The organism is Ruegeria sp. G12 (genome assembly GCF_056533565.1).
In genome coordinates, this window is record NZ_JBQFOO010000005.1 from 1 (window position 1) to 20795 (window position 20795).

At 53.8% G+C, this 20795-nt stretch carries 22 protein-coding genes and 1 pseudogene; 11 read left to right on the plus strand and 12 right to left on the minus strand.

Annotation, left to right across the window (positions count from 1 at the left end):
• Nucleotides 1-175: 175 nt before the first annotated feature.
• Genes ACR0JN_RS12420 through ACR0JN_RS12430 form a run of 3 tightly spaced genes read left to right on the plus strand, consistent with a single transcriptional unit; the run spans nucleotide 176 to nucleotide 1223 of the window.
• Complete coding sequence (locus ACR0JN_RS12420; protein WP_480481842.1) at nucleotides 176-613, plus strand: hypothetical protein; 438 nt, start codon at nucleotides 176-178, stop codon at nucleotides 611-613.
• Nucleotides 610-960, plus strand: coding sequence for an IS66 family insertion sequence element accessory protein TnpB (tnpB, locus tag ACR0JN_RS12425; RefSeq protein WP_170779991.1), 351 nt, complete (start codon nucleotides 610-612; stop codon nucleotides 958-960). The genes ACR0JN_RS12420 and tnpB overlap by 4 nt, the downstream gene beginning before the upstream one ends.
• A 20-nt stretch (nucleotides 961-980) precedes the next feature.
• Nucleotides 981-1223 (plus strand): hypothetical protein, encoded by a 243-nt coding sequence (locus ACR0JN_RS12430; RefSeq protein WP_480534976.1) that lies wholly within the window; start codon nucleotides 981-983, stop codon nucleotides 1221-1223.
• A 518-nt stretch (nucleotides 1224-1741) separates the two neighbouring features.
• Here ACR0JN_RS12430 and ACR0JN_RS12435 read toward each other — a convergent pair.
• From ACR0JN_RS12435 to ACR0JN_RS12455, 5 genes and pseudogenes are all read right to left on the minus strand, one after another.
• Nucleotides 1742-2380: a LysE family translocator gene (locus ACR0JN_RS12435; protein WP_480885984.1), complete on the minus strand. Its 639-nt coding sequence runs from the start codon at nucleotides 2378-2380 to the stop codon at nucleotides 1742-1744.
• Nucleotides 2381-2588: 208 nt separating this feature from the next.
• A pseudogene (locus ACR0JN_RS12440) lies at nucleotides 2589-2763 on the minus strand (integrase); the annotation flags it as partial.
• Between the two features lie 128 nt (nucleotides 2764-2891).
• Nucleotides 2892-3707 carry a hypothetical protein gene (locus ACR0JN_RS12445; RefSeq protein WP_480501895.1) on the minus strand — a complete coding sequence of 272 codons (816 nt, stop codon included), beginning with the start codon at nucleotides 3705-3707 and terminating at the stop codon, nucleotides 2892-2894.
• Nucleotides 3708-3740: 33 nt separating this feature from the next.
• Complete coding sequence (locus ACR0JN_RS12450; RefSeq protein WP_480598158.1) at nucleotides 3741-4478, minus strand: hypothetical protein; 738 nt, start codon at nucleotides 4476-4478, stop codon at nucleotides 3741-3743.
• A gap of 95 nt (nucleotides 4479-4573) precedes the next feature.
• Entirely contained in the window at nucleotides 4574-6247 is a 1674-nt protein-coding gene (locus tag ACR0JN_RS12455; RefSeq protein ID WP_480885986.1) for a sulfatase-like hydrolase/transferase, read from the minus strand.
• Between the two features lie 277 nt (nucleotides 6248-6524).
• Here ACR0JN_RS12455 and ACR0JN_RS12460 point away from each other — a divergent pair, with 277 nt between their 5' ends.
• Nucleotides 6525-7481 carry a helix-turn-helix domain-containing protein gene (locus tag ACR0JN_RS12460; protein WP_480885987.1) on the plus strand — a complete coding sequence of 319 codons (957 nt, stop codon included), beginning with the start codon at nucleotides 6525-6527 and terminating at the stop codon, nucleotides 7479-7481.
• A gap of 65 nt (nucleotides 7482-7546) precedes the next feature.
• On the opposite strand, the gene ACR0JN_RS12465 is transcribed toward ACR0JN_RS12460, so the two are convergent.
• The 4 genes from ACR0JN_RS12465 to ACR0JN_RS12480 form a co-directional block, all read right to left on the minus strand.
• A complete protein-coding gene (locus ACR0JN_RS12465; RefSeq protein ID WP_480885988.1) occupies nucleotides 7547-8218 on the minus strand; it encodes a response regulator transcription factor in 672 nt (223 codons plus the stop codon).
• A gap of 69 nt (nucleotides 8219-8287) precedes the next feature.
• Complete coding sequence (locus ACR0JN_RS12470; RefSeq protein WP_480885990.1) at nucleotides 8288-9871, minus strand: sensor histidine kinase; 1584 nt, start codon at nucleotides 9869-9871, stop codon at nucleotides 8288-8290.
• A gap of 1 nt (nucleotide 9872) precedes the next feature.
• A complete protein-coding gene (locus tag ACR0JN_RS12475; RefSeq protein WP_480885991.1) occupies nucleotides 9873-11402 on the minus strand; it encodes an ABC transporter transmembrane domain-containing protein in 1530 nt (509 codons plus the stop codon).
• Entirely contained in the window at nucleotides 11399-11815 is a 417-nt protein-coding gene (locus tag ACR0JN_RS12480; RefSeq protein WP_480885992.1) for a hypothetical protein, read from the minus strand. Before ACR0JN_RS12480 ends, ACR0JN_RS12475 begins: the two co-directional genes overlap by 4 nt.
• A gap of 329 nt (nucleotides 11816-12144) precedes the next feature.
• Between ACR0JN_RS12480 and ACR0JN_RS12485 the strand changes: the two genes are divergently transcribed.
• Nucleotides 12145-12459 carry a hypothetical protein gene (locus ACR0JN_RS12485; protein WP_480885994.1) on the plus strand — a complete coding sequence of 105 codons (315 nt, stop codon included), beginning with the start codon at nucleotides 12145-12147 and terminating at the stop codon, nucleotides 12457-12459.
• Nucleotides 12460-12611: 152 nt separating this feature from the next.
• Here ACR0JN_RS12485 and ACR0JN_RS12490 read toward each other — a convergent pair whose 3' ends face one another.
• Nucleotides 12612-13070: an EF-hand domain-containing protein gene (locus tag ACR0JN_RS12490; protein WP_480885996.1), complete on the minus strand. Its 459-nt coding sequence runs from the start codon at nucleotides 13068-13070 to the stop codon at nucleotides 12612-12614.
• 236 nt (nucleotides 13071-13306) lie between these two features.
• Nucleotides 13307-13639 carry a YegP family protein gene (locus ACR0JN_RS12495; RefSeq protein WP_480885998.1) on the minus strand — a complete coding sequence of 111 codons (333 nt, stop codon included), beginning with the start codon at nucleotides 13637-13639 and terminating at the stop codon, nucleotides 13307-13309.
• A 787-nt stretch (nucleotides 13640-14426) separates the two neighbouring features.
• Here ACR0JN_RS12495 and ACR0JN_RS12500 point away from each other — a divergent pair.
• Nucleotides 14427-14684: a hypothetical protein gene (locus tag ACR0JN_RS12500; RefSeq protein WP_170780915.1), complete on the plus strand. Its 258-nt coding sequence runs from the start codon at nucleotides 14427-14429 to the stop codon at nucleotides 14682-14684.
• Nucleotides 14685-14890: 206 nt separating this feature from the next.
• Here ACR0JN_RS12500 and ACR0JN_RS12505 read toward each other — a convergent pair whose 3' ends face one another.
• Nucleotides 14891-15562, minus strand: a complete 672-nt coding sequence (locus tag ACR0JN_RS12505; protein WP_480886000.1) for a hypothetical protein — start codon at nucleotides 15560-15562, stop codon at nucleotides 14891-14893.
• A 15-nt stretch (nucleotides 15563-15577) separates the two neighbouring features.
• Between ACR0JN_RS12505 and ACR0JN_RS12510 the strand changes: the two genes are divergently transcribed.
• The 5 genes from ACR0JN_RS12510 (at nucleotide 15578) to ACR0JN_RS12530 (ending at nucleotide 20628) form a co-directional block, all read left to right on the plus strand.
• Nucleotides 15578-15844: a helix-turn-helix domain-containing protein gene (locus ACR0JN_RS12510; RefSeq protein WP_480481820.1), complete on the plus strand. Its 267-nt coding sequence runs from the start codon at nucleotides 15578-15580 to the stop codon at nucleotides 15842-15844.
• A 189-nt stretch (nucleotides 15845-16033) separates the two neighbouring features.
• Nucleotides 16034-17659 (plus strand): IS66 family transposase, encoded by a 1626-nt coding sequence (gene tnpC / locus ACR0JN_RS12515; protein WP_480886001.1) that lies wholly within the window; start codon nucleotides 16034-16036, stop codon nucleotides 17657-17659.
• Nucleotides 17660-18328: 669 nt separating this feature from the next.
• Nucleotides 18329-18631, plus strand: coding sequence for a helix-turn-helix transcriptional regulator (locus ACR0JN_RS12520; protein WP_480481818.1), 303 nt, complete (start codon nucleotides 18329-18331; stop codon nucleotides 18629-18631).
• Nucleotides 18615-19547, plus strand: coding sequence for a reverse transcriptase family protein (locus tag ACR0JN_RS12525; protein ID WP_480481816.1), 933 nt, complete (start codon nucleotides 18615-18617; stop codon nucleotides 19545-19547). The genes ACR0JN_RS12520 and ACR0JN_RS12525 overlap by 17 nt, the downstream gene beginning before the upstream one ends.
• 112 nt (nucleotides 19548-19659) lie before the next feature.
• Nucleotides 19660-20628 carry a hypothetical protein gene (locus ACR0JN_RS12530; protein WP_480886003.1) on the plus strand — a complete coding sequence of 323 codons (969 nt, stop codon included), beginning with the start codon at nucleotides 19660-19662 and terminating at the stop codon, nucleotides 20626-20628.
• The last annotated feature ends 167 nt before the right edge of the window (nucleotides 20629-20795 follow it).

Genomic DNA, 20795 nt, shown 5'->3' on the forward strand with positions numbered 1-20795 from the left:
GCAACCAAATTCCAAACGCAGCCCGTTCGATCTACAAACAGTCCACCGGACTGTTTGCTTAACGATCAAACCTCGTCAGGCTCATAACCTGTAAGCGTTGCATGTAGCCCCACATTTAGCACCTGATTAGGTCAACGAGATCAGTTTATGATGCCTCCAAAAGGATACAGGCATCATGAATTCTCAAGCTTTAGGTGAGCTCGCCAGTGACCAAAAAATCGAAAACGTCTTCCATGCCTACGGTTACTCAATTCCCGTTGGGAAAGACGGCCGTCGTCTGTGGACCCGAAAATTTAAAGATGAAATGGGACAGCGTATGAGGGCTGGTCGTTTATCTGTTGACGAAGTAGCAAAGACCTGTGGTGTAAAGCAGGAGACTGCAGCCAGGTGGAAGAAAACGTCCGAGAAAAAGGCGTCAGGTCCGCATTCCACGTTAAAATCCAAATCCAAACCGTCGTTTGCTGAGATTAAAGTCAGCTCTCGTGAGCAAACTGTCCCAGTCGCGTCAGAAAACATCATCTTCAAGCGTGGTAGCTGCGAGGTCCTATTTCCCGCCAGTTACCCACTTGGGAAACTGGCGACACTGATCCGAGCATTTGAGGGCGAAGTATGATTACACCGTCCGGGAATTTTAAGTTCTACGTAGCGACCGAACCTGTGGACTTTCGCAAAGGTATGGATGGTCTAGCGTCTATCGTGCTGAACGAATTTGACCTCGACCCCTTTAGCGGTGCTGTGTTCATTTTTCGCTCCAAACGTGCAGATCGGCTCAAACTCATTGTTTGGGACGGAACCGGGCTCGTGATGACGTATAAGCGCATCGAGAGCAAAGGCTTCGTGTGGCCAAGACTTCGAAACGGTATGATGACCATGAGCAAAGCGCAGTTTGAAGCGCTTTTTGAAGGTCTCGATTGGAGACGAGTCGTTGGTGCAAGACCGTTCAAGCCTACTGCTGCATGAGTTCTGACAAGGCGTTGGGAATGGAAGAGAAGATTGCAAATCAAATTCACGACTTGGTGCAACAACTGCGGGAAGTGACAGGCGTTATCGATGATGACGCTATCGTTCGCGACGCACTAAAATTTCACCTCGCCAGCCTGAGTGACAAACAGAGCCTTCGTGAGCGCATGCAACTGATCCAAAGGAAAGTTGAGGCTCTTGGTGAGCTAGATGAGAATTTTGATTTCAAGAAGTTTCGTAACGAAATGTTGGACGACGATTAGCTCCGAGCTGATCAATCAGCGCGCAGCTGTAGCAGATAGTAATTCTAAAAATGCGGACGATTGATGCAACTCCGTTAGTGCCTGGAACGCGGACTTTTCCGACATTGTTGTTCGCCTATGTTGCTGGCGCAGAATTCCCTCGCAACTGCGGCGTTCCATTTGTCGCGTTGCGGCACAAGTCGCCATTCCGGTCATTCATGTATGCAAAACTCGCCCGAACCGATACTGCGCTTTCGCTGCCGTTCAGGCAAACAATCGAGACGCGGAACAAAACCGACATTTTTCTCGAGCCGCTATAGCTGACGCAACACAAATCCGCCAGCGCGCCACGCTTGTCGCTGCGCCGCAGTCCAGATCGCCAATCCGGTCGTTCAGAGGCGCACAGATCGCCTTTGCTCAATCCGCGGTGTCGCTGCAGTTGGCATCGAACAACCAGACGTAGGACGAAACACAATATCGCAGCGGCCGAGGGAAGGTCCGCTTCCTAAAACGGTCGCGCGGGTGCCAAGTCACTAACCTTAGACTCTAGACGTGACAAGTTTGTAGCTTGCAAAGCAGAAAAACGTACCCAGCCCTGCCTCGATCCATCGCCTGGCTTTTTCGAAGCCTGCCACCATGGGCTTGGTCGAGAAAGCGAGTGCATAAGCCATGTGACCACCAAACGAGATGGCGCTGGTTCCTAAAACGATCACACCACCTATCCACCATGGCCCCCCTGGAGACAGCCCGAGTGAAATCGTCGCCGTCCATGTCAGCGCAGCCTTCGGGTTTGTCATTTGGATTAGTAAGCCACGGCGATAGTAGGCACTGACACCACCACTGAGCGAAAAAGCATTGGTCGTTAGGCTTCGAATCGACATCGCGGAACGGAAGGATTTGAAAGCCAGCCACAGCAGGTAGGCGGCGCCAGCGATCTTGATAAGGGTCATCATTGAAGCGTAAGCGGCCAAAATGCCTGTCAGACCAGCCCATGCAAGCAAGCCCCAAAACAGCGAACCTGTTGCGATGCCAAGCGCCAAGGATTTTCCGGCGCTTCGACCGACGCCCATCGAGGTGCCCATGATCGATAAAACGTTAGGGCCGGGACTAAACATTCCCATCACAAAAACGCCATAAGCGACAAGGATGCCTGGTATCGCGATTGTGAGAGCGTCCATAGGTATATCCCATTACTTGGTGAATACCGTCACTATCCATCGTCGATGCTTCCCGAGCAACCTCGTTCGCGCAATCCGGCACCCAAACCGACATTCGTGAGGGTCATGGCATTGGTCACTCTGGGTTCGGCGCGGCCCAGCGCTGCTTGAAGGACTGAAAGCCGTTTTGGAAATGGCGATTGGCAAGGCCGCCCACCAGCGTATGTCTGATGTCGATCCGTTCGGCGACGCTAAACGCATCCTCCAGTTCAACGTCAAGGTCGTTCACAGTACCGTCGTTCCGTGGTGTGACCGAGAAGAAATTGAACAGCACGGAGGTTGCCGGTCTTTCGATAGATTTCCACTGCCTTGTTCCGACGCAGTGAATGCGTGCCGCAATTTGACTCGGTGTTTGATTTTCTTGCGCTAGATGCTCTACCCAAAGTGATCAAAGCCGACCAGATAGAAAGTACCCTTGCCCGGTGTCGATGCTAGTGACAGCAATCCCTTCTATGTCTTTTGAACAAGCAGTCTAAAAGAAATACTTTAACCCGAAATACGGCCCCTGCTGCGTGACGTCATATTCGAAGTCTCCCGTGCTGAGTGTGTCGCTATAATCAATACTGAAATACCGATAGCCGAACGTCAGAGCGACCTTTTCCCACGGTTGGTAGTCGAAGCCCACGTTCGCCCCAATTTGCAAATCGTTTCCTCCGGCGCCGAACCCGCCCAATTCCAGAGATGCGATGGAAGTCCATTTTGCATTCAAGCGCCACATACCCCTTACGCCCACGACAGGTTCTATCCAGCCTTCATCGCCCCCCAGAACCGGAAGCGTCATGGGACCAGGGGTTGAAACTGAAATTTCCTGTCGGATCGAGTTGAAGCGCGCACCGCCCTGGATATCGACAGCGTATCTTTGATTTTTTCCCCCGTAAGTCCCGTCCGCAACGCGATACGCAGCGAGGATGCCAAACCATTTTTGTCGGACGTCAACATTTACATCTGCGTTCAGTGGCCCCGGTAGACTGGCATCTTGTTCGATGCCGACATAATTTGCATCAACGATGATACCGAAATCACCTTTCCACGCCTCGTATCGGCCTGCTGCTGCAAAATCCAGAACGTCGAGAACATCTCGCAGGCTCAAATCCAACTCAGCGGATTGCCCAGCGACCGTTGAGGTTCCCCGAGTGCGGAGCGGAGTGAACAGATAGAATGATGCGGCGTGACGCCAAGTTGCTTCATCCTGTCCCGCGGCAGGCAGGGATTGCGCGACGACGGTCTCTGGGCAGGCCAGGATGGACGCAGAAAACAAAAGGCTGAACAGGGTTCCGGACTTTGGCATAGATGATCTCCACCGAAGTTGATTGAGGATGTATTAGTAATTGAACCGCAGGCCCAGGCCCGCACCTTTGTCGTAAGGGCGGTCGGAACCTATACCGATGAGAAAGTCGGCATAAATCGCTATTCCGGGGCTGAGGTTCTTGCCAATCTGCAACTCTGCGGTCGCTGGCCAAGCATCGTTTTCCCAGTCATATGGCGCTTTGATATCGGCCTTGGCCCAATACCCATCGCCAAACGGTTGCAGCGCAATCAACCGCATTGCGGTCTGACTGATGTCGGTCGGGCCATTGTACGAAGCAAAATGCTGGAGCAAGGGGATCAGCGTCAGCCCTGATTTTGTGTTTGCAAAGGCGAACCCGCCAAAAGGCGCAATTTGATCGGACCCGGTGCCGATTCCTTTTTCCGGATCGCCAAGGTCCAGTATCCACTCCAGACCAATGGCCGACTTGATGGCCCATGTGTCGTTGAGCGGCCTCTGAGAAGGAAAGTAGATCGCTTTGAGGCTCGCTTTCTCGAAATTAGTGAACCGCGTTCCGGTCACATCTGTTGAGTTGTAGTGCAACTCATATTTCAGTTTCAGATCGGGCCGCAGCATATAGGCACCATCGATAAAGGCATCCTGCCGATCAGCGCCATTGCCCAGATCAAAATACTGATACCGGATGTCCGTGTTGTTGACTGCGGCCAACGGGTTCGAGGCGTTCTCGTCTGCCATTGAAGGGGTCGCAACGATGCCAGTTGCCAGTGCCAGGGCAAGCGCTTGGAGTTTCATAATGTTCCCAGAAGCTGTGTTTTGGATGTCAAACCCCGCGTTGAGCGCTTCGTTTTGCGGCGCGGGGTTTGCGTTACTCGTATCAGAGTCACCTATTACTCAGGCTGAATGTCCCGCTTGGCGACAAAAGCATCCACCGCTGCGACAGTTTCGGGACGAAGGTTCGCGATACCTTCATAGGGGCGTCCCGTCGCGGCCGGTTGATCGGGGTACATTTCCTTGAATTTCAGGTGACGGGCAATGATCCGGTTGAACTCATGACCTGCCCACGCGCCAATCTCTGTCGATACGCTCTGTTCTTCGCGAGGATCTCGGAACAGGTTGTAGAACTTGGCCACGATGGCGTTTTCACCTTTGGCCGGAACCTTGAGCTTGATGTGTTCCTTCACCACCTCTTTCAGCGAGTTGATCGAGTAGATCAGAACATGATCTCGGCGCCCATGCGTATCGCCAATGAACATCAGGGACGTCTGATCGACACCGTCAATGATCCGGTCGCGCGGGATGGCATCCATCGCTCCACCAATACGTGCTATCGACGTGAACAGGTCAGAGATGTGAATGATGTCCGATACTATCGTGTCTCCCTCGATCAGGCCGGGCAGGCGGGCAAACGCGTCCACCCGAACACCTCCCTCAGAGGTATCGGCCTTGCCGCCGCGGAAGACCAAAGGTGAAAACCCACTGCCGGGAGCATATTTGGTGAAGTGACCGTTATCGCCCATCAAAACGATCAGGGTATTGTCCCTGAGCCCCAGCGTATCGACTTCCTCAAGAATGACGCCGATCCATTCATCCAGCTCTTCCATGCTTTCAACGAATGTACCGCCGTTGGGTGTCGTGAACGCCTCTTTCGTAGTGCGCGTTGTCGACAAAGGTACAAGTGGCCAGTATTGCAGGAAGAAAGGTTCATCCCGCTCTGCAAGCAGGCGTAGCTGCTCCATCGCCTGCGCCTGGTAGCGGATGTTCATTTCATTGTATTTGTCCTGGGTCCATTTCTCACCCGGTTCCATATGGACTTCGCGGACTTCTCCACCAATGACAGCTTCAAGCCCTGTAATCATGTGTCCCGGATCAGGTCGAAACCAATCGTCCAGCGTGTACTTGGAGTTGTAGTTGTCTTCACCGATGGCCATGGTGATTTCTTCTTTAGCCGCGTCTTCATTGAAGATGGCCAACTGGCCCTGCTGATGGATCGGAAACGCGGCGTAGTCGAAACCCTGATAAGTTGGCCAGGATTCCTGAATGTCGCCCATGTGCCATTTGCCAACATGCGAGGTGTTGTAGCCTACGGATTTCAGAACTTCGGCAATTGTGACTTCTTCATCGGCGAGGCCAAAACCCGAAATATCGACGGCGGTATCGCCCATCCCATTGCGATACGGCTGGCGACCCGTCATGAAGGCCACGCGCGAGGGTGTGCAGGACGGTTCAGTGTACATGCGCGCGAACCGCATGCTTTCCTCTGCCAGCGCGTTGATATTGGGCGTCGAATACCCGCGGATGGCGTTCATCTCGGGCATACCCATGTCGCCAAAGCCCATATCGTCAATAAGGATGTAAAAGATGTTTGGAGGGTTCCCTCCGTTCTTCTCACGAAAATCGGCCAGCAGTTGATCAACCTGTGCGTCGTTCTCGACCCAAACGGCCTCGTTTTGTTGCTTTAGCACATAGTATTCCGCATCATGCACGATGTTGCTGTCCTGAGCTGCCGCCGTGAAAGCGGACCCGGCAAAGACCAGCGTGGAAAGGAACAGTTTTGACTTCATGAGATACCCCTGTTTCATGATTTATGTGTTTTCAGACCTTCAAGGATCAGGTGGTGGCAGTAGGTCGAAAGGGAGAGTTCGCTGTCCTCAGCGTGAGAGCGCAACATCTCTTTTTCGCTCTTGGTGAGCAGTGTTACGACACGTTCGGTGCGCGCTATGTCATCAGGCAACGATGGGCGTCCAAACCTCTTTTCCCCCGATTTGACTACCTTGCCTTGCAATTGCCTAAGCCTACGTTTGCGAGATAACATTGCATGACAATTACGTGAGCGGCGGAATGGACCACATCAAAAAACGATCAGATGAGGGAAAAACCTGCGCTCCAAATACACTTTTATTGCAGGATCCTTCGCAATTCCGTGAGCTTTCCCAGTGGGATGTCGAACTACGCCAACTTGAAAAAGGAAGCATGAATTCGAGGGTATCCGTTTGGGCCGGGGCTGGCCTCCAGATGATAGATTTGTCGTTTGACAAAGCCGTGTACCAAACAGGAGTATCTCGTCCCGACATTCTGGCGTTTGGCTTACCAGACAAGGGGAGTGTACGGACTTGGCTAAACGGCTACCCCTCAGACACCGCTCTGATGAATTTTGGTAGCGGAGACCCTTTTGAAGGCGTGAGCAATTCAACGCTCACAGGCCTGACCTTTGGCATCGACATACGAAGGGCTGAACGGATCGCCGACGATTGCGGCCTTGATATCAGCACCGTTCGTAAAAACGCTTCGCGTTCTTTCGTGGGTGACGCCGGCAGACTTCATTCTCAGATCAAAAACAAAGCGCGTTTTCTCATAGGGTCCGAGACAGGCCCCAGCTCTGAAGGTGAAGAGAGCGATCTGATCCTAGAGCTTCTGGAAATGTTAGTGAACGACGAGAATTGGAGTGATAGGGGCAACAGCAAGAACAGAACCCGCTTGGCGCAAAAGGCCGTTGAATTCATGCGTGCCCATCTGATGGACAACGTTTCAATTGGCGAAGTATGTGCCGACACTCAGGTTTCCGCATGCACATTGCGGCGCGCCTTTCAGGAAACATACGGGGTAAGTCCCAAGCAATTTTACCTAAGGGCCCGTCTCGGTGCTGTGCGCCATGAACTGCTATCCTGCTCGCCAGAGCAGAGTATATCGGACATAGCAAATGCCTTTGGGTTTTGGCACATGGGGCAGTTTGCACGGGACTACAAGGCATTCTTTGGGGAACTGCCAACGCAAACGCTATCAGATGGAATAACATGAAGTAGACTTCTGCCCGATTCAGCTATGCCATCCGAATAGCTTGAGAGTTTTACATAAATACGTGTTCAGCCCATCCGGTATCCAACGTTTCTGAGCGTGACGATCCGCTGGCCTTCGGCCCCGATCTTGCGGCGCAAGCGGCCAACATAGACGTCGACTACATTTGTCAGCGGGTCCTCGTGCACCCCCCAGACAGAATTCAGGATGCGTTCGCGCGACAGCACACGGCCTGTGTTGGTAAGAAAGAGCAGCAGCAGATCACGCTCCTTCTTTGACAGCTTGATTTCTTGCCCTGCTACCGAAACCTGAAGCGAAGTCCGATCAAACTTCAGATCTCCGCAGATGATCTCGGTCTCGCTGAGATCGCTTGCATACCCGTTGGCGCGGCGATGCAGCGCCTCGATCCGCGCGATCAACTCGTCGAAGTCGAACGGCTTGGGTAGGTAGTCGTCCGCGCCGATCTTCAGCCCTTCGACCCTTTCTTCCGGACTATCCAGAGCGGTCAACATCAGTATCGGTGTCTTCGATTTGCGGGCGCGCATCTTGCGACACACGTCCTGACCCTGAATGCCGGGCAGCATCAGGTCCAGAAGAATGACGTCATAGGTGTTTGTCGCGGCAAGCTCCAAGGCATCTTCACCATCCGGAGCGTGATCCACCGCCCAGCCCTCGGCGGATAAACCGCGCCGTATGAAATCGGCAACGCGGGCCTCATCTTCGACAAGCAAGATATTCATGACGTGCCTCAACTCTTTCGCTGTTCGAAACTGCGCCGACAAAATCAGGTTAGCCCTGATGTCCGCGCATCAACCCCTTTTTTGCATCGTGCCGGTTTGAACAACTTTCATCCGGGCAACCTTTGGCAGGGTTATGACGATCCGCAACCCGCCCTCGGGCCGATCCTGAAGATCGACAGCTCCACCATGCGCCTCAACGATGGATTTTACCACCGGCAGCCCCAGGCCGCTGCCTTCGATACCTTGCCCCGACGCGTTCGAGCCCCGAAAGAACCGATCAAAGGCCTGGGATTTCTCTGCCGCGCTTAGCCCCGGCCCGTCATCCTCGATGGCTATCGTGCACGAAGCAAGCCCCTCGTCCAGCTTGACCCCGATCGTCGGCCCCCCATAGCGCCGCGCATTCTGTAGCAGGGCCAGCACGGATTGGCGGAGACGCACCTCATCGACCGATGCCATCACTTTGATGTCGGAGCTATCGAACCGAACCGGGTCGGGGAACATTGCGACAGCATCATGAACGATCTTGCGCAGGTCGGTTTGCCTGCGATCCAGCCTCAACTGGCCGGCCTCAAATCGCGCAACGGTCAGCATGTCGTCTACGATCTGGTTGGTATGCTTAGCTGAATCCCGAATACGCGCCAGCGAATCCGAGGCCTCGTCAGGCAGGGAATTCGATGTCCGCAAGGTCACGTCAGCCTCACCCAGAATGATAGCCAGCGGTGTGCGCAGTTCATGGCTTATATCCGCCATCAACCGCTTGCGGTTTTCCTCGCCGGCTTCAAGCTTGTCGATAAGCTGCTGCAGTTCGGCCGTTCTGGCTGCAACGGTATCTTCAAGCCGCTTCTTCTGTTCGGCGCGGTTTGCCTCATGTGCGGCGAGACCCTCGGCCATTCCATTCAGCACGATACCAAGCTCGCGAAACTCGCGGCTGCCCCCAAGACGGACCGGTTCGGAATAGTCTGCCCTGCGCAGCCGACCGACGCCTTCCGCCAACCGTGTCAGCGGCTTTCTGATCTGGCGGTTGAACGACACGAGCCCGATCAGCAAGACCGCGATTGCGGCCATTACGATCATATAGACCAGCCGCTCGTTCCATTGCCGAAACGCGATTGCTTCGGCCAGAACCTCTTCGACCTCTTCAACCTCTTCATCCAGCGCGGCCTGAATTTTCCGATCAAGCTGGTCATCGATATCTCCATCAAGCAAAGCCGCCAGACGTTCGATCTGAACAAAGGTTTCAACCGGGTTGCCTTCGGCTGACAGGCTGGCGATGGCTGCATTGACGGATTCGATATCGTCCTCAATCTCATCAAGCAGCTCCAACTCTTCGATCTCTTCGTCGCCCACCATCTGGATTTCACGCGCGATGGTCATACGGATCGCTTCCAGCGTCTGGGCGATCTTTGCCCGCAGTTCGAGTTCACTTACGCCATCGTCCCGATCTCCGATGAGCAGAGCGTCACCGTGCTGCTTGAACAGGCGGTAGAGGTCCGCTTCCAACCGCAGGTGCAGCCCGTACGAGTCCTGCGCAAGCTGTATCCGCGCATCCCACCATCGGGTTTTCTCGAGGCTGTATAAGGTCAGGCCCGCGAGCCCCCCGAGAAAACCGACGAGAACAATTGCATAGATGCCAAACAGAGTAGATGAGCGCATATCAGACGACCTTTGAGTTCTCTTCCCGATGACCGGGCACGGCTTCCGCGACCACTATGATCGTGGCACTGGACAGAGTCCGCAATGTTGCAAGCAATTCAGATTGATAGGATTGGCACAATGCCCACCGCACTGAGGCGATGACAATGACATCCGCCTTGCCAAGAACAGCGCGGGTCAAGTCCAGCCGCAATGTCTGATGCGGCAACAACCCACTGCCGTTTTCTGCCAGGCGTTGGTCAAGGCCGCGAGGCTCAGACAGAAGATCAGACAAACCAAAGCACCGTATGACCTTGGATATCCGTCTGTCGCCAGGTCGTTTCCTGCACATCAAACTTGCAGATCGGCGCAAACTGCCTTGAAGGCCGATATGATCATCTCCGACAAAACCCACTTTAGGGGTCTTGTCCTGCCCGCTGAAGCGCACGTTGATCCCCGTGCGCCGGTCGAGCCGCGCGATACACCGCGCGATGATCAACGCGTGTTTACCTGTCAGAGTCGAGACGTCGCTATGTCCCGCCATGAACGCGATGGGCGTCTGATCAACTTCTCCGGTGACTTCGATTGAAATGGGGCCGGTGCAGGGTGTCGCTTTCCGCAGGACCTCGGGTTCCGACAGCAGCCTCTCGGCCTTTTCGCGCGCCACACGCCATGCGCAATACTGGTCCCATGCCCCCGCGAGCCTCTGCAGAGGATGTGCGACCAGCGCGATGACCGAAAGACAGGCAGCTACCGTGGCTGGTGCCACGCCGGTTTGGCTGGCTTGCCAGAGCATCAAGAGACCGGCAAAGGCCACCCCCATCTGAAGCGTTGCCTGAAGACTGGCGGTTCGCCCCCTGCGCGCCAGAGCATCGCTGCGCAGCGATGCGCCTTGAGCGTTCAACCTGCGCAGCTCTCGACCGGTGCGGCCCATCAGGTCCAGTTCCGGCGCAATCGCGATCCGTTCGATCATGGAAATAGCGATACTTGCCCGACGGCGACGCAGGTTCTGATGCCGACGCCCCAGATGCCATGCCAAGGCTGCCATTACCGCAACAGAGAACCCCAGCGCGGATACGCCGCTGATCGCAAGCGTCGGATTCAGCGCATACAGAATGACACCCGCGCCCGGAATCACCACGGCAGCAGACCACACATCAGGCAGGCCCCGGCCAAACCAGAGGCGTGCCGCCGAAAGATCTCCCACGAAACGTAGAGACAAGGCCCCCAGCCGACGTTCTTCGTGGCGGGATTTCGGAAGGCGCGCGATCTTCCGATACAGAACCTGACGCAGCGAGATCGCGTAGCTCTGGCCCAACGCCTCGGCGCGGTATTGCGATATCAGCAGACACAGCGCCGCGACAACTCCTGCCAGTGCCAGTTGCGCGACGGTTTCCACGGCCAGGACATTGCCCGCGTGCAGCGCTGCGAACGCATCCCGAGTGGCAAAGGCGGCAACGGCCAATGCGCCCGCCTGCAGGATGCTGCTGGACACCACCAGGACCGCATCAATGATGCGGTCCCTTGTGGCCAATCCGGGGAGGAGTTTCATGCGGCCACATCTTCAGGTGTGCGTCGCATCAGCGGCACGACATGTTGGGTGATGACCTCGGGCGACCATAGGTCTTCGCGCGACAGGATCGGGCGGCCCGTGACCTCGGTGGCTTCGGCAGCGGCCAGAGGCGAGCAACTGACCATCCCCGAAATCGCAAAGGGGCTGAGACCCGCCTGATCCAAAACGGTCACACCGCCAAGCGCGCTCAGCGCATCCGGGGCAGCGAATAGGATTCCATCCAGACGGTCGCGAATGCGCGATGATTGCAGGATGGCCCGGGTTTCCTGTTGGAACACACCATCGGCAATCTCAACCACCACCACCTCGGCCCCGCGCGCGGCGGCGGTGGCAACCAGCGTTTCAAAGCCCGCTTCGATCTGCGCCATCGGCATTCGGTATGTGGTGGCCATCCCGACGTCCGTGAAATCAAGGGCCCGACGTCCGTGAAATCAAGGGCCGGAGCGCCACCGTCCTCGAAGCTATTGAAGTCACCAAAGGCGCCGGTGCCGGTGGCCTTGATCCCAGCCACCGCAAAGCCCGACCGCATCAAGCCGTACCCAAGGCTCGACGCAGCAGTTGTCTTGCCCGAATTCATCGAGGCACCAAAAACACCAATGACCGTGACCTGTTCATTGGATGGCAGGCTGGGCAGGGCATAATCCGCCACGTTCATCACCCGCCCATCTACATCCGTCAGCAGGCCGATAGGTTTCAACCGAGTGGGGGCTTCCATACGGACATGGGCCGCGTCCACCCGCCCGGCGACGCCGCCGCCTGCCACCAGATCAATCAGATCGTCATCAATGATAGCGCTGGCCAGAAACTGATCCGGTGCATAGCGATCCCCCAGGCAGAGGACAACGAAATCGCCCGGATAACTGGCCGAAGCGCGGCGCTCGGCCAATTGGATTTTCTTGTGGTGCCCGATCTCAGCAATCTCGCACAGGATCAGATCGCCCGCCTTTGCGGCGTCCATCCGCGTAGAAAGTCCGCGCACGTCGGACCGATCGACTCTGCGGGTTGTGAAGGCCCATTTTGCAATGTCGCAGGCTAAAGGAAAGGTTTGGGGAAACTGTGTCATGCTTAACTCCGTGACTGGCTGTTCGATGCTTTCGTTTTGCCAGCGCCATGTGAGAAAAATCGCAAAACCGGATGAAGGGGCGGTGTGCGATCAGATGAACGACAGATGAACGCGACGCGTCTAGATCAGTCGTCATCCCCATCGTCGCCGTCATCTCCATCATCATCGCCGCCGTCATCTCTATCGCGCTCACCGTCGTCGCCGTCTTCGTTTTCGCGCTCGCCTCGACTACTCCCCTCGGACTCGCGCGCGCCCCGGTTGTCTTGTCTGTCCTTCCCGTTGTCACGTCCGCCACGCAGTTCGATGATCGTGATGCGATTGTCTCCGTTGCGATCTATGTCCTGCAGCAATTTCCTTGCGCCCGCCGTCCCAAAGGCAGCCGCAAGCTCGTCAAAACTCAGAACACCATCCGCGTTCGTATCCACCGAGCGAAAGCTTGCAGTTTGCGCCTCGGCCGTGTCGACGTGCCCCAACCCGACGCATAGAATACAAGTCAGAAATATGACGCAGACCGCGTGACAGATTGCCCCCGGCCAGCGCTTGCTCCTACGTCCGTACCCCGACACGAATGTTCCTTTGCCCACCGGCCCTTCTTGGGAAACAGTGTTTTCTTAAATCCAGTGGGACAATATGGCGCGTGCAAATGAAACGCGCATATTCAAAAAATGAACAGAAAATGAACGTGCAAGAGAACTTTCAGCAAAGGCACTGATGCAATGTTGGATAGAAAACTTGTTGGTGAGGCGTCGGCGGCGCAACTTCGCGCCACCGTGAAACTTGGCTTGCCTCGGTTGTTAGTTCGATCAATGACGAGTCTAAGTCAGGTCAGGTCTTCGATCCGCGCATCAGGGGCGTTGCGCTTGACGGATTCGATGCCGTTGTCGCGTCCGGATGCACTTGTATAGCTTTCGCTGGTTCCGACAACCTGGCCATTGCTGGCTTTCAGGTTGAACATATGGCCACCGGATTTGGTTTCCTTCCGTTCATACCTATCGTCGTTCGGAGCGTTTGTTTTCACCGATGCCACGCCGTTTTCGGCGCTGGCCTTTTGGACATACCCTTCACTGGCCAGAATGATCTCTCCATTTCCCGCCTTTAGCCGGAAACGGTATTCTCCGGCTTTGTCTTCGTAAATTTCAAATTTTCCTGCCATGTAAGCCTCCTCATTGATGTAGAACCCAAACGCGTCACGACGTTGCGATTTTTGCCAAGCAGTCACAAGAAGAAATTTGTGTTTTGAAACTCCGGCTTTAGGGGCGACCACAGGGTCGGACAAACAAAAGATCAGTTGGCGCGGCGCTAGCTTGGCTCGTCAGGAGTGGATGTCTGCTCGTTAGTCAAGAAGCACTGCATTCGAATTTGCGCCCCGAAACTAACTCTACTCAACGTTGCAGTTTTCGCTCCAGCCGTTCAGCGCGCAAAGCGGCCCTACGAAATGAAAATGCCAACGGCGACAAAGTCCGCGACCTGTGAGTTGCTCTGACGATCCTCGCTGCGCGGCCTTCGAATGGCCGATTTTCACGCCGCCTGCAGAGACAAAGACAATGCGAGCGTGGCAGAATCTGCGCTGCGTGCGTACGCAGCACGAATTTTTGATGACCGGGTTGGGCTCAGTGCCGTCGTTTTCTGCGGTCTGCGCGAACGGCGGCTTCGGAGTCGGTGATGGTGCGTTTGACCAGCAGTTGAGCTGACCACTCAACCGAGATCGCTTCACATAACACCTGTTCAACGATGTTCGCGGTTCGGTATGGTCCGAGAAGGCAGCGCAGGGTTGTGCACTTGGTCTACTCTTGGAAAACCGCATCAAGCATCGTACGCTGTAGATCAGCCTTTCAAGTTCGTGGTCCTTCCAATGTCCTGATGACGATTCCGCTTCTTGCACCGACCAGTCCGACATGTTGTCGGACGAGGGACAGGTGTGTTCAAAGAAAGGAAGCCAAATGGACAATGCAAGACGCGACTTTCTCCGTAGACAGAAAGTGAATGTCGAAGATCTGGGCGATATCGGGGAAATACTGCTCGAAAAGGCGGAGCATTGGCTGGTGCCGATCTTCAAAAACGGCGAAGCGGTGGCGATGGTCATCGAGATAGATAGGTTCGATCGCGATTGGGAATTCAAAGGCGAGCCAAGGAAGCAACAAAATGAGGGGTTTGACGAAGAGCTGCTCAAAGTGTTGAGGCAACAACTGGGCGAGTAATCAAGTCCATGGGTGTACGCGTTACGAGGTCATCGGCGCGTACATCCACTCACCAAAGCCGCCCGAGTTTTGTGAAGTTCTGGCATTGAGATACCAAGTTTTTGCAATCGCAAGAAGCATGGCGCTTTGGCGAAGGATCGCTCCCGCGCTTTGATGCAAACCTGGAGCGAAAGTCATCAAATGTGCGCATCGCACTTTTCACGGTTTTATCTATCCATCTGTTCTTTCGCCTTTGCCCAAGAGATCTGCAGCCTCCGCCTAAGCTCGTTGATTGACGGATCGTCTTTCAATGCGTCTTGGACTTCCGCAGCATCTAGTTGGACCGGGATTCTTCCGGAGCGAATTGGAACATCACGCTGCTTCAAACCATCCGAAAGCGTCGTTGACTTCAAACCATGACGTTTTGCAACCTGCTCCAAAGACCTGGGTGTTTCATAATCTTTGATGACACGACCCCATGGGTCTAGACCGAGTTGCTCAAGCAACTTCCAAAGAGATTTACGGCAGCAATAGTATGTTTCGCACAGTTCTTTAAGGGATTGTATGGCGCGAAAGTCAGAAATGAGATGCTTGGGTGAGAAATGGAAAGGCAACCCTGTTTTGTCCTTCAACCACACGGACGCACGAATATCACCATCTTTTTCCAGCTGGATCTGGGACCGTTTTATTGCCGCTCGGTCTAATTTGCGGAAACCTGTGTAGTCGTTTTGAACTTCCCAAATATCGCGGGCATGTTTGCATGCGGCTTTCTCGTCGGCTCTCATTTTCCATGCCCCTTTTTGCATGTAGTCTTTTTGAGATTTCGGGCATCGATAAAAAGATTTGACCGGCCCGCACACAATCGATTCTATCTGGGGCAGTCGCAAAATCCAGTTCATTCGCGAGGTGAACTCATGAAGCACATTGATATCCCTATCGATCGCGCAAGGCACGCGCGGATCAAGTGTGAATTAGAAATCAGAGGGCTGAGGCTAGCGGATTTGGCTAAGCAAATCGGTGTCGGACCGAGCGCCGTAAGCTCTGTATCGCTCGGGAAAAGCCGCTCGGAGAAAATTGAGAGGCACCTGGCTTCCATTTTGGATCAGCGAGTAGAGGATTTGTTCCCGGAACGCTACGCCCAATCCGAGATAACCGAGGAGGTCAAATCGATGGGGCCTTAAACACAAGGCTCTGGAAAGGTTGAGCCCGGCGGACTGGCATCCATAACCGGGCTCGTAAAATCGTAGTCGACCACGATCTCTTCCCTTTTCATCCCATTTCCGCGCTTGGAAATCAAGCGCAATCGCGTCCGGCTCGCCGGACGCGACCTACTAAGCTGCGCTTACCGCGCATGAAGGATGAACTGGGTTATGGATCCTCTGCAAAGGCATCAGAATATCTTTGAAGAGATGTTGTCATCGCAAGATGACAAACTGATTGCCTTTGCCGAGCATCTGATAGCGACCTTTGACGATGTTGTTGGGTTCATTAACGATCTGCTCGAAAAGAACCAGAAGCTAGAGAAGCAGAATGGGCATCTGCAGAGTAAGATAGCAAAAATGCTCCGCGATGCGCATGGCCCGAAAGGAGATAACCCTCCCGATCAGGCGAAAGATGACGGGCAAGAACCCGATAAGTCCGGCGAGAAAAGTTCGCAGGACAAAATGAAGAAAAAACGTGCTCCGAAACCAAAACCCAAAGGCAAGGGTAAGGCGAACTGGGCCAAGAATGCCGTGAAAACGGATCGCGTGTTCAAGACCGCAGACAACAAATGTCCCTGCGGGTGTGGCGGCAGCTTTCGCAGCTTCAAGCCGCGCAATTCAGTCGTCTATATACCCGCCCAATATAAAACTGAGGTCCGGTGGTACGCCAATTACCGCTGCCGGATTAGAGGCATGTATTCTGTTCCGTCTGTACCTAAAGTCTTCCCGGGCGGAAACATCGATAACACTTTCATCGCTGGCGTTGCGGTCAACAAGTTTCTCTGGGGGCTGCCCTGCCACCGCCAAGAGCAGATGCTGCAAAACAACGGCATCACGATGAGTCGGTCTACCTTTAACCGGTATCTCAATCGAGTTGCGTTGGAAGCGCTTTCACCAATCTGTCTGCGAATGATTGAGATGCTGCTCAAATCATCGACGCGTTTGCTCATGGATGAAACGCCGGTGTCTATTCTTTCTTCTGGAACGGGGAAGGCGGCCAAGTTTTACATGTATGCAATCACGCGTGATGACAGTACATTTGGCGGGACCAGCCCGCCCATGACGGTGTATTTCGCGCGGCCGACACGAGCGCAATATCACATCAAAGAAATCCTCGGTGACTATAGTGAACTGCTCCAAACCGATGGATATCCCGGCTACAACTTCTTCAAAAACCGTGCGGACTGCTGGGCGCATGCGCGACGACACTATTCAGACGCAGCCATCATCACCGAGACAGACGATGCCTACACCGCAATGGGATTTATACGGAGATTATATAAGATTGAGGATAGCATTCGAGGCCACAGCCCTGGTGCCAGGGTCAGTGTGAGAGTAGAGTGTTCGCAACCCATACTGAATGAGTTCAAGGTTTGGCTTGAGAAAGCGCTGACCCGCCATCTTTCTGAATCGAATGTGGCCAAAGCAATCCGTTACACACTGAAGCGGTGGACTGGCTTGACGAAATTCGTTCACGATGGGCGCCTGGATCTCGACACCAATGCAGTGGAGAGGCAGTTCAAACCGATCATTCGGACGCGGAAGAATAGCTTGTTCGCGGGAAGCGCTGATGGTGCAGATGCCTGGGCTATCTATTCAACTCTTTTTGAAACCTGCAAGATGCACGGTGTGGACAGCTATGAGTACCTGTATTGGGTTCTGAACCAAATTTCCCAGAAGCTGCCTCGCAGCAGATATGACGAACTTCTCCCTTGGAATGCGCCTGAACACTGCCGTATGGGCCGGCCCCCTGTCCCGCGATACAAACACGCGCCATATGAGCAAGCTGCCTGAAGCGGGGACGGTGAGCCGACCTTCGTTGCGATACCGAGGATCGAATAGATCGCGGTTGAAAGCAGGCGTTCAATCCGAGAAGGCTTACGCTGTCGAAAAAAGTTCACTTTTAGCGAACTTAATCCTTGAAACGGGAAACAGCCATCCCCATCTGAAGACTGTGTGAAAGACGGAAGAAGTTCTCATACCCAGCTTTGGCGGCAGTCAAAGCGCGGAGGACGAAAGTTCTCTACCGTTTCTTCCGCAGAGGCCGCGAGGGCCCCGGCGACGGGGAGAGACGCGGGCGGCGGGCGAAGCAGACGCGATAGACGAGATTTCTATCGCGTCTAGGTAAAGGGTGTAGCCACCGGGTCCGTTTCCACTGTTTGGCGAGATGCCTTGGCCAGCTCAGTTCGTTGTGAATTGGGCACCGAGGACAAACAGAGGAGGAAAAGCCATGGCTTTTTCAGACTACACATGCCGGTGGCGGCGGTGGCGCAACTTGAGGGGTAAACTCCAAAAGATGCGTCGTTGGTTCTGGAGGAAACTCTTGAACCGCCAAACTTGGATTTCCATCGTTACGGTGGGGATCTTTATCTTCCGGGTAGTCCGGTGGATCAAAGGAGTTCTTGAACTCTTCGAGTAGACCGCCAGCCTAATATCTAAAGAACATCCGTAGGTGGGTCCAAAATGATAAATGAAGCCCTCAGATTGATACGAGTTTTCCATGACCTCAAGCAGTTCGAAGCTGCTGAGCGGTTGGGTATATCCAAATCGCACATTTCTGAAATCGAGAAGGGCAATAAAACACCCTCGCTGGACTTGATCGAACGTTACTCCCAGGAATTTCGGATACCTGTTTCAGCCATTATGTTTTTCGCGGAAGAATTGCCGAACGCTAGGCGTGGGGACGCTACAAGAACGAAAATCGCTTCTAAGGTTGTTGATTTGCTAAAATTCATTGAAAGAAAATCAAATGCCGAAGCCAAGTAAAACAAAGAGACATTCCCTGCGTGACGGCCCGTTCTTTCGCATGAGAAGTCGGCAAAAGTTAGCTGCGCTTCTTTATGTATCTGAGGATGCCCTTGCAGAATTGACAGCAAGCAACGATCTCTATCAACGTCTTTGGAAGCACAAAGAACTGAACAAAGGTCCAGAATCTTGGCGTCGTGAGCCACCTCACCCCGGCTTGGCAGAGAAGTATCGCCCAATCGACATTCCCGACCCGCGACTGAAAAGCATCCAATCTAGGGTTGGTGATCTACTTGGCCGTATCACCCCGCCCGATTGGCTTTTCAGCCCTGTCAAAGGTCGGTCCTATGTTGACAATGCCGCCAGGCATACAGGTGCGAAAGCATTTTGGCTTCTCGACATTGCTGACTATTTTGGAAGCTGCACAGCGAACAACGTCGCACATTTTTTTCACAAGAAACTGGAATGCTCACCGGATGTCACAGCCGTTTTGATACATTTGGTTTGCCACAACGGGTCACTACCCCAAGGCTCTCCTTGCAGCCCCATTCTTGCGTATTACGCAAACTTGAATATGTGGCTCGAAATTGAAGCAAAGGTTGCCAAAACAGATATCCTCCACAGTGTCTATGCGGATGATCTAACGTTCTCTGGGCCCAGAATTCCAAAGGCGTTCATTTGGGACATAAAGAAATCTGTGCATAAGCATGGCCTTACGCTCAAAGCTGAAAAGGAGGTCAGCATCATCGACGGCCCAGCCGACATCACAGGTGTGATTGTTCAAGACGACAAAACCAAGCTACCGAACCGTCAGATGAAGAAGCTGTTCGAGCTTCGAGAACAGCGGCAAAAAGCCAAGAGCGCGAAGCTCAGGCGATTGCTCGACAATCAGATTTCGGGTCGTTTGGCTCAAAAGAAGCAAGTTGAGCAAGCATAGCCAGATCTTTTCAATGCATTCCCGACCCTCTGAACGGCGGTACTTGGGAATTCTGCACCGCAGGGCACATATTCGCTCCAGGTGTAGTAACAGGCCGGAGAAGCCAATCACCATGTCAGAACTGAGCATTGCAAATGCAAACTCCACGGCGTTTAAAACATTCAGTAGCACACATGAAGAACTTGGAAATGCTTTGAAGGTGTTAAGTGTAGGGCTTTCACTGACCACCGAAGAAATCCAAGCCGGAACATCTTCAGCAGCACTTTGGTCCCGAGTCGTTTTACTGGCTGAGCAGTGGGGCACTGAGCCAATGTTCTCCAATACAGTCATCGAGACTGCCTATTCTGAAGTGGCAAATCTCGGACTCGCCAGAAGTTTTTCAGCTTTCGACAAGTTTTTGACTGATGTAGACGCAGATCTATCCAGCCTCGAATATCACAACCTCCTTACAACCTCACAATTCTCAACTCAGGCGGAATGGGAAGCCGGGACAGTCGATGAACCGGGCTTGACGTTTGAACGGTTTTATCGCCGTCGCAGTTTCGATGCGTCGAGGGTAGACTTTGTCGCTCCAGTTTTTGACTACTATCGGTCCGCTCGTAACTGCATAATTCATCGCAGCGGCGTGGCGAGTTCTGAGCTGGAGTCTTTAGCTAGTTCAACCAGGCTCGCCGAGGCACTTCAAAACTGGGTGGAACGCACACACGAACATGGTCCCTTGAAACTAAAGACATTCAAAGAAGGGGAAGTCATCAAACTCGATTACTTTGATGCGATTCTATGTTTCTCAGTACTGCGGCGCCTAGCTCTTGATACTGACAGGCAAGTTGTGCCGCGGATTGGGGTCAAAGGCTTGACCTTTCTCGCTGCCAAGCACAGCCTGAAGCGGTGGGAATCTGGTGCTGACGAACTCGAGCATTCAACTGCCTCAAAAGCAATCGCTTCACATCTTTCACGGGTCAACCGAGTTGTTGGCTATGGATGGAGAATGGTTGAACCCCAACTGAATCGCCTAGGAATTCTCGGAGACTGCAACCAGGCTTTCCTCGGTCGGTTTAAGAATGATCCGGATCCTGAGTAAATTTCACCTATGGTAAGGACCGGTTCGGCAGGTTGTGCTGCAGAAAAACATCAGAGGGGCGAAGGTCCGGTTTGGGCCGATTTTGTTGAAAAACTCGAAAATCCGGGAAGCTCGTATTTTCTGCGAATAGACGGTCAACCGGAAGGGTCTGCTACCGACATCGCCTA

What these genes read in the sequence shown, in the direction of transcription:
- ACR0JN_RS12420 (WP_480481842.1), top strand. Translation starts at nt 176, where the DNA reads ATGAATTCTCAAGCTTTAGGTGAGCTCGCCAGTGACCAAAAAATCGAA.
- tnpB (WP_170779991.1), top strand. Translation starts at nt 610, where the DNA reads ATGATTACACCGTCCGGGAATTTTAAGTTCTACGTAGCGACCGAACCT.
- ACR0JN_RS12430 (WP_480534976.1), top strand. Translation starts at nt 981, where the DNA reads ATGGAAGAGAAGATTGCAAATCAAATTCACGACTTGGTGCAACAACTG.
- ACR0JN_RS12435 (WP_480885984.1), bottom strand. Translation starts at nt 2,380, where the DNA reads ATGGACGCTCTCACAATCGCGATACCAGGCATCCTTGTCGCTTATGGC.
- ACR0JN_RS12445 (WP_480501895.1), bottom strand. Translation starts at nt 3,707, where the DNA reads ATGCCAAAGTCCGGAACCCTGTTCAGCCTTTTGTTTTCTGCGTCCATC.
- ACR0JN_RS12450 (WP_480598158.1), bottom strand. Translation starts at nt 4,478, where the DNA reads ATGAAACTCCAAGCGCTTGCCCTGGCACTGGCAACTGGCATCGTTGCG.
- ACR0JN_RS12455 (WP_480885986.1), bottom strand. Translation starts at nt 6,247, where the DNA reads ATGAAGTCAAAACTGTTCCTTTCCACGCTGGTCTTTGCCGGGTCCGCT.
- ACR0JN_RS12460 (WP_480885987.1), top strand. Translation starts at nt 6,525, where the DNA reads ATGGACCACATCAAAAAACGATCAGATGAGGGAAAAACCTGCGCTCCA.
- ACR0JN_RS12465 (WP_480885988.1), bottom strand. Translation starts at nt 8,218, where the DNA reads ATGAATATCTTGCTTGTCGAAGATGAGGCCCGCGTTGCCGATTTCATA.
- ACR0JN_RS12470 (WP_480885990.1), bottom strand. Translation starts at nt 9,871, where the DNA reads ATGCGCTCATCTACTCTGTTTGGCATCTATGCAATTGTTCTCGTCGGT.
- ACR0JN_RS12475 (WP_480885991.1), bottom strand. Translation starts at nt 11,402, where the DNA reads ATGAAACTCCTCCCCGGATTGGCCACAAGGGACCGCATCATTGATGCG.
- ACR0JN_RS12480 (WP_480885992.1), bottom strand. Translation starts at nt 11,815, where the DNA reads ATGGCCACCACATACCGAATGCCGATGGCGCAGATCGAAGCGGGCTTT.
- ACR0JN_RS12485 (WP_480885994.1), top strand. Translation starts at nt 12,145, where the DNA reads ATGGGCCGCGTCCACCCGCCCGGCGACGCCGCCGCCTGCCACCAGATC.
- ACR0JN_RS12495 (WP_480885998.1), bottom strand. Translation starts at nt 13,639, where the DNA reads ATGGCAGGAAAATTTGAAATTTACGAAGACAAAGCCGGAGAATACCGT.
- ACR0JN_RS12500 (WP_170780915.1), top strand. Translation starts at nt 14,427, where the DNA reads ATGGACAATGCAAGACGCGACTTTCTCCGTAGACAGAAAGTGAATGTC.
- ACR0JN_RS12505 (WP_480886000.1), bottom strand. Translation starts at nt 15,562, where the DNA reads ATGAACTGGATTTTGCGACTGCCCCAGATAGAATCGATTGTGTGCGGG.
- ACR0JN_RS12510 (WP_480481820.1), top strand. Translation starts at nt 15,578, where the DNA reads ATGAAGCACATTGATATCCCTATCGATCGCGCAAGGCACGCGCGGATC.
- tnpC (WP_480886001.1), top strand. Translation starts at nt 16,034, where the DNA reads ATGGATCCTCTGCAAAGGCATCAGAATATCTTTGAAGAGATGTTGTCA.
- ACR0JN_RS12520 (WP_480481818.1), top strand. Translation starts at nt 18,329, where the DNA reads ATGATAAATGAAGCCCTCAGATTGATACGAGTTTTCCATGACCTCAAG.
- ACR0JN_RS12525 (WP_480481816.1), top strand. Translation starts at nt 18,615, where the DNA reads ATGCCGAAGCCAAGTAAAACAAAGAGACATTCCCTGCGTGACGGCCCG.
- ACR0JN_RS12530 (WP_480886003.1), top strand. Translation starts at nt 19,660, where the DNA reads ATGTCAGAACTGAGCATTGCAAATGCAAACTCCACGGCGTTTAAAACA.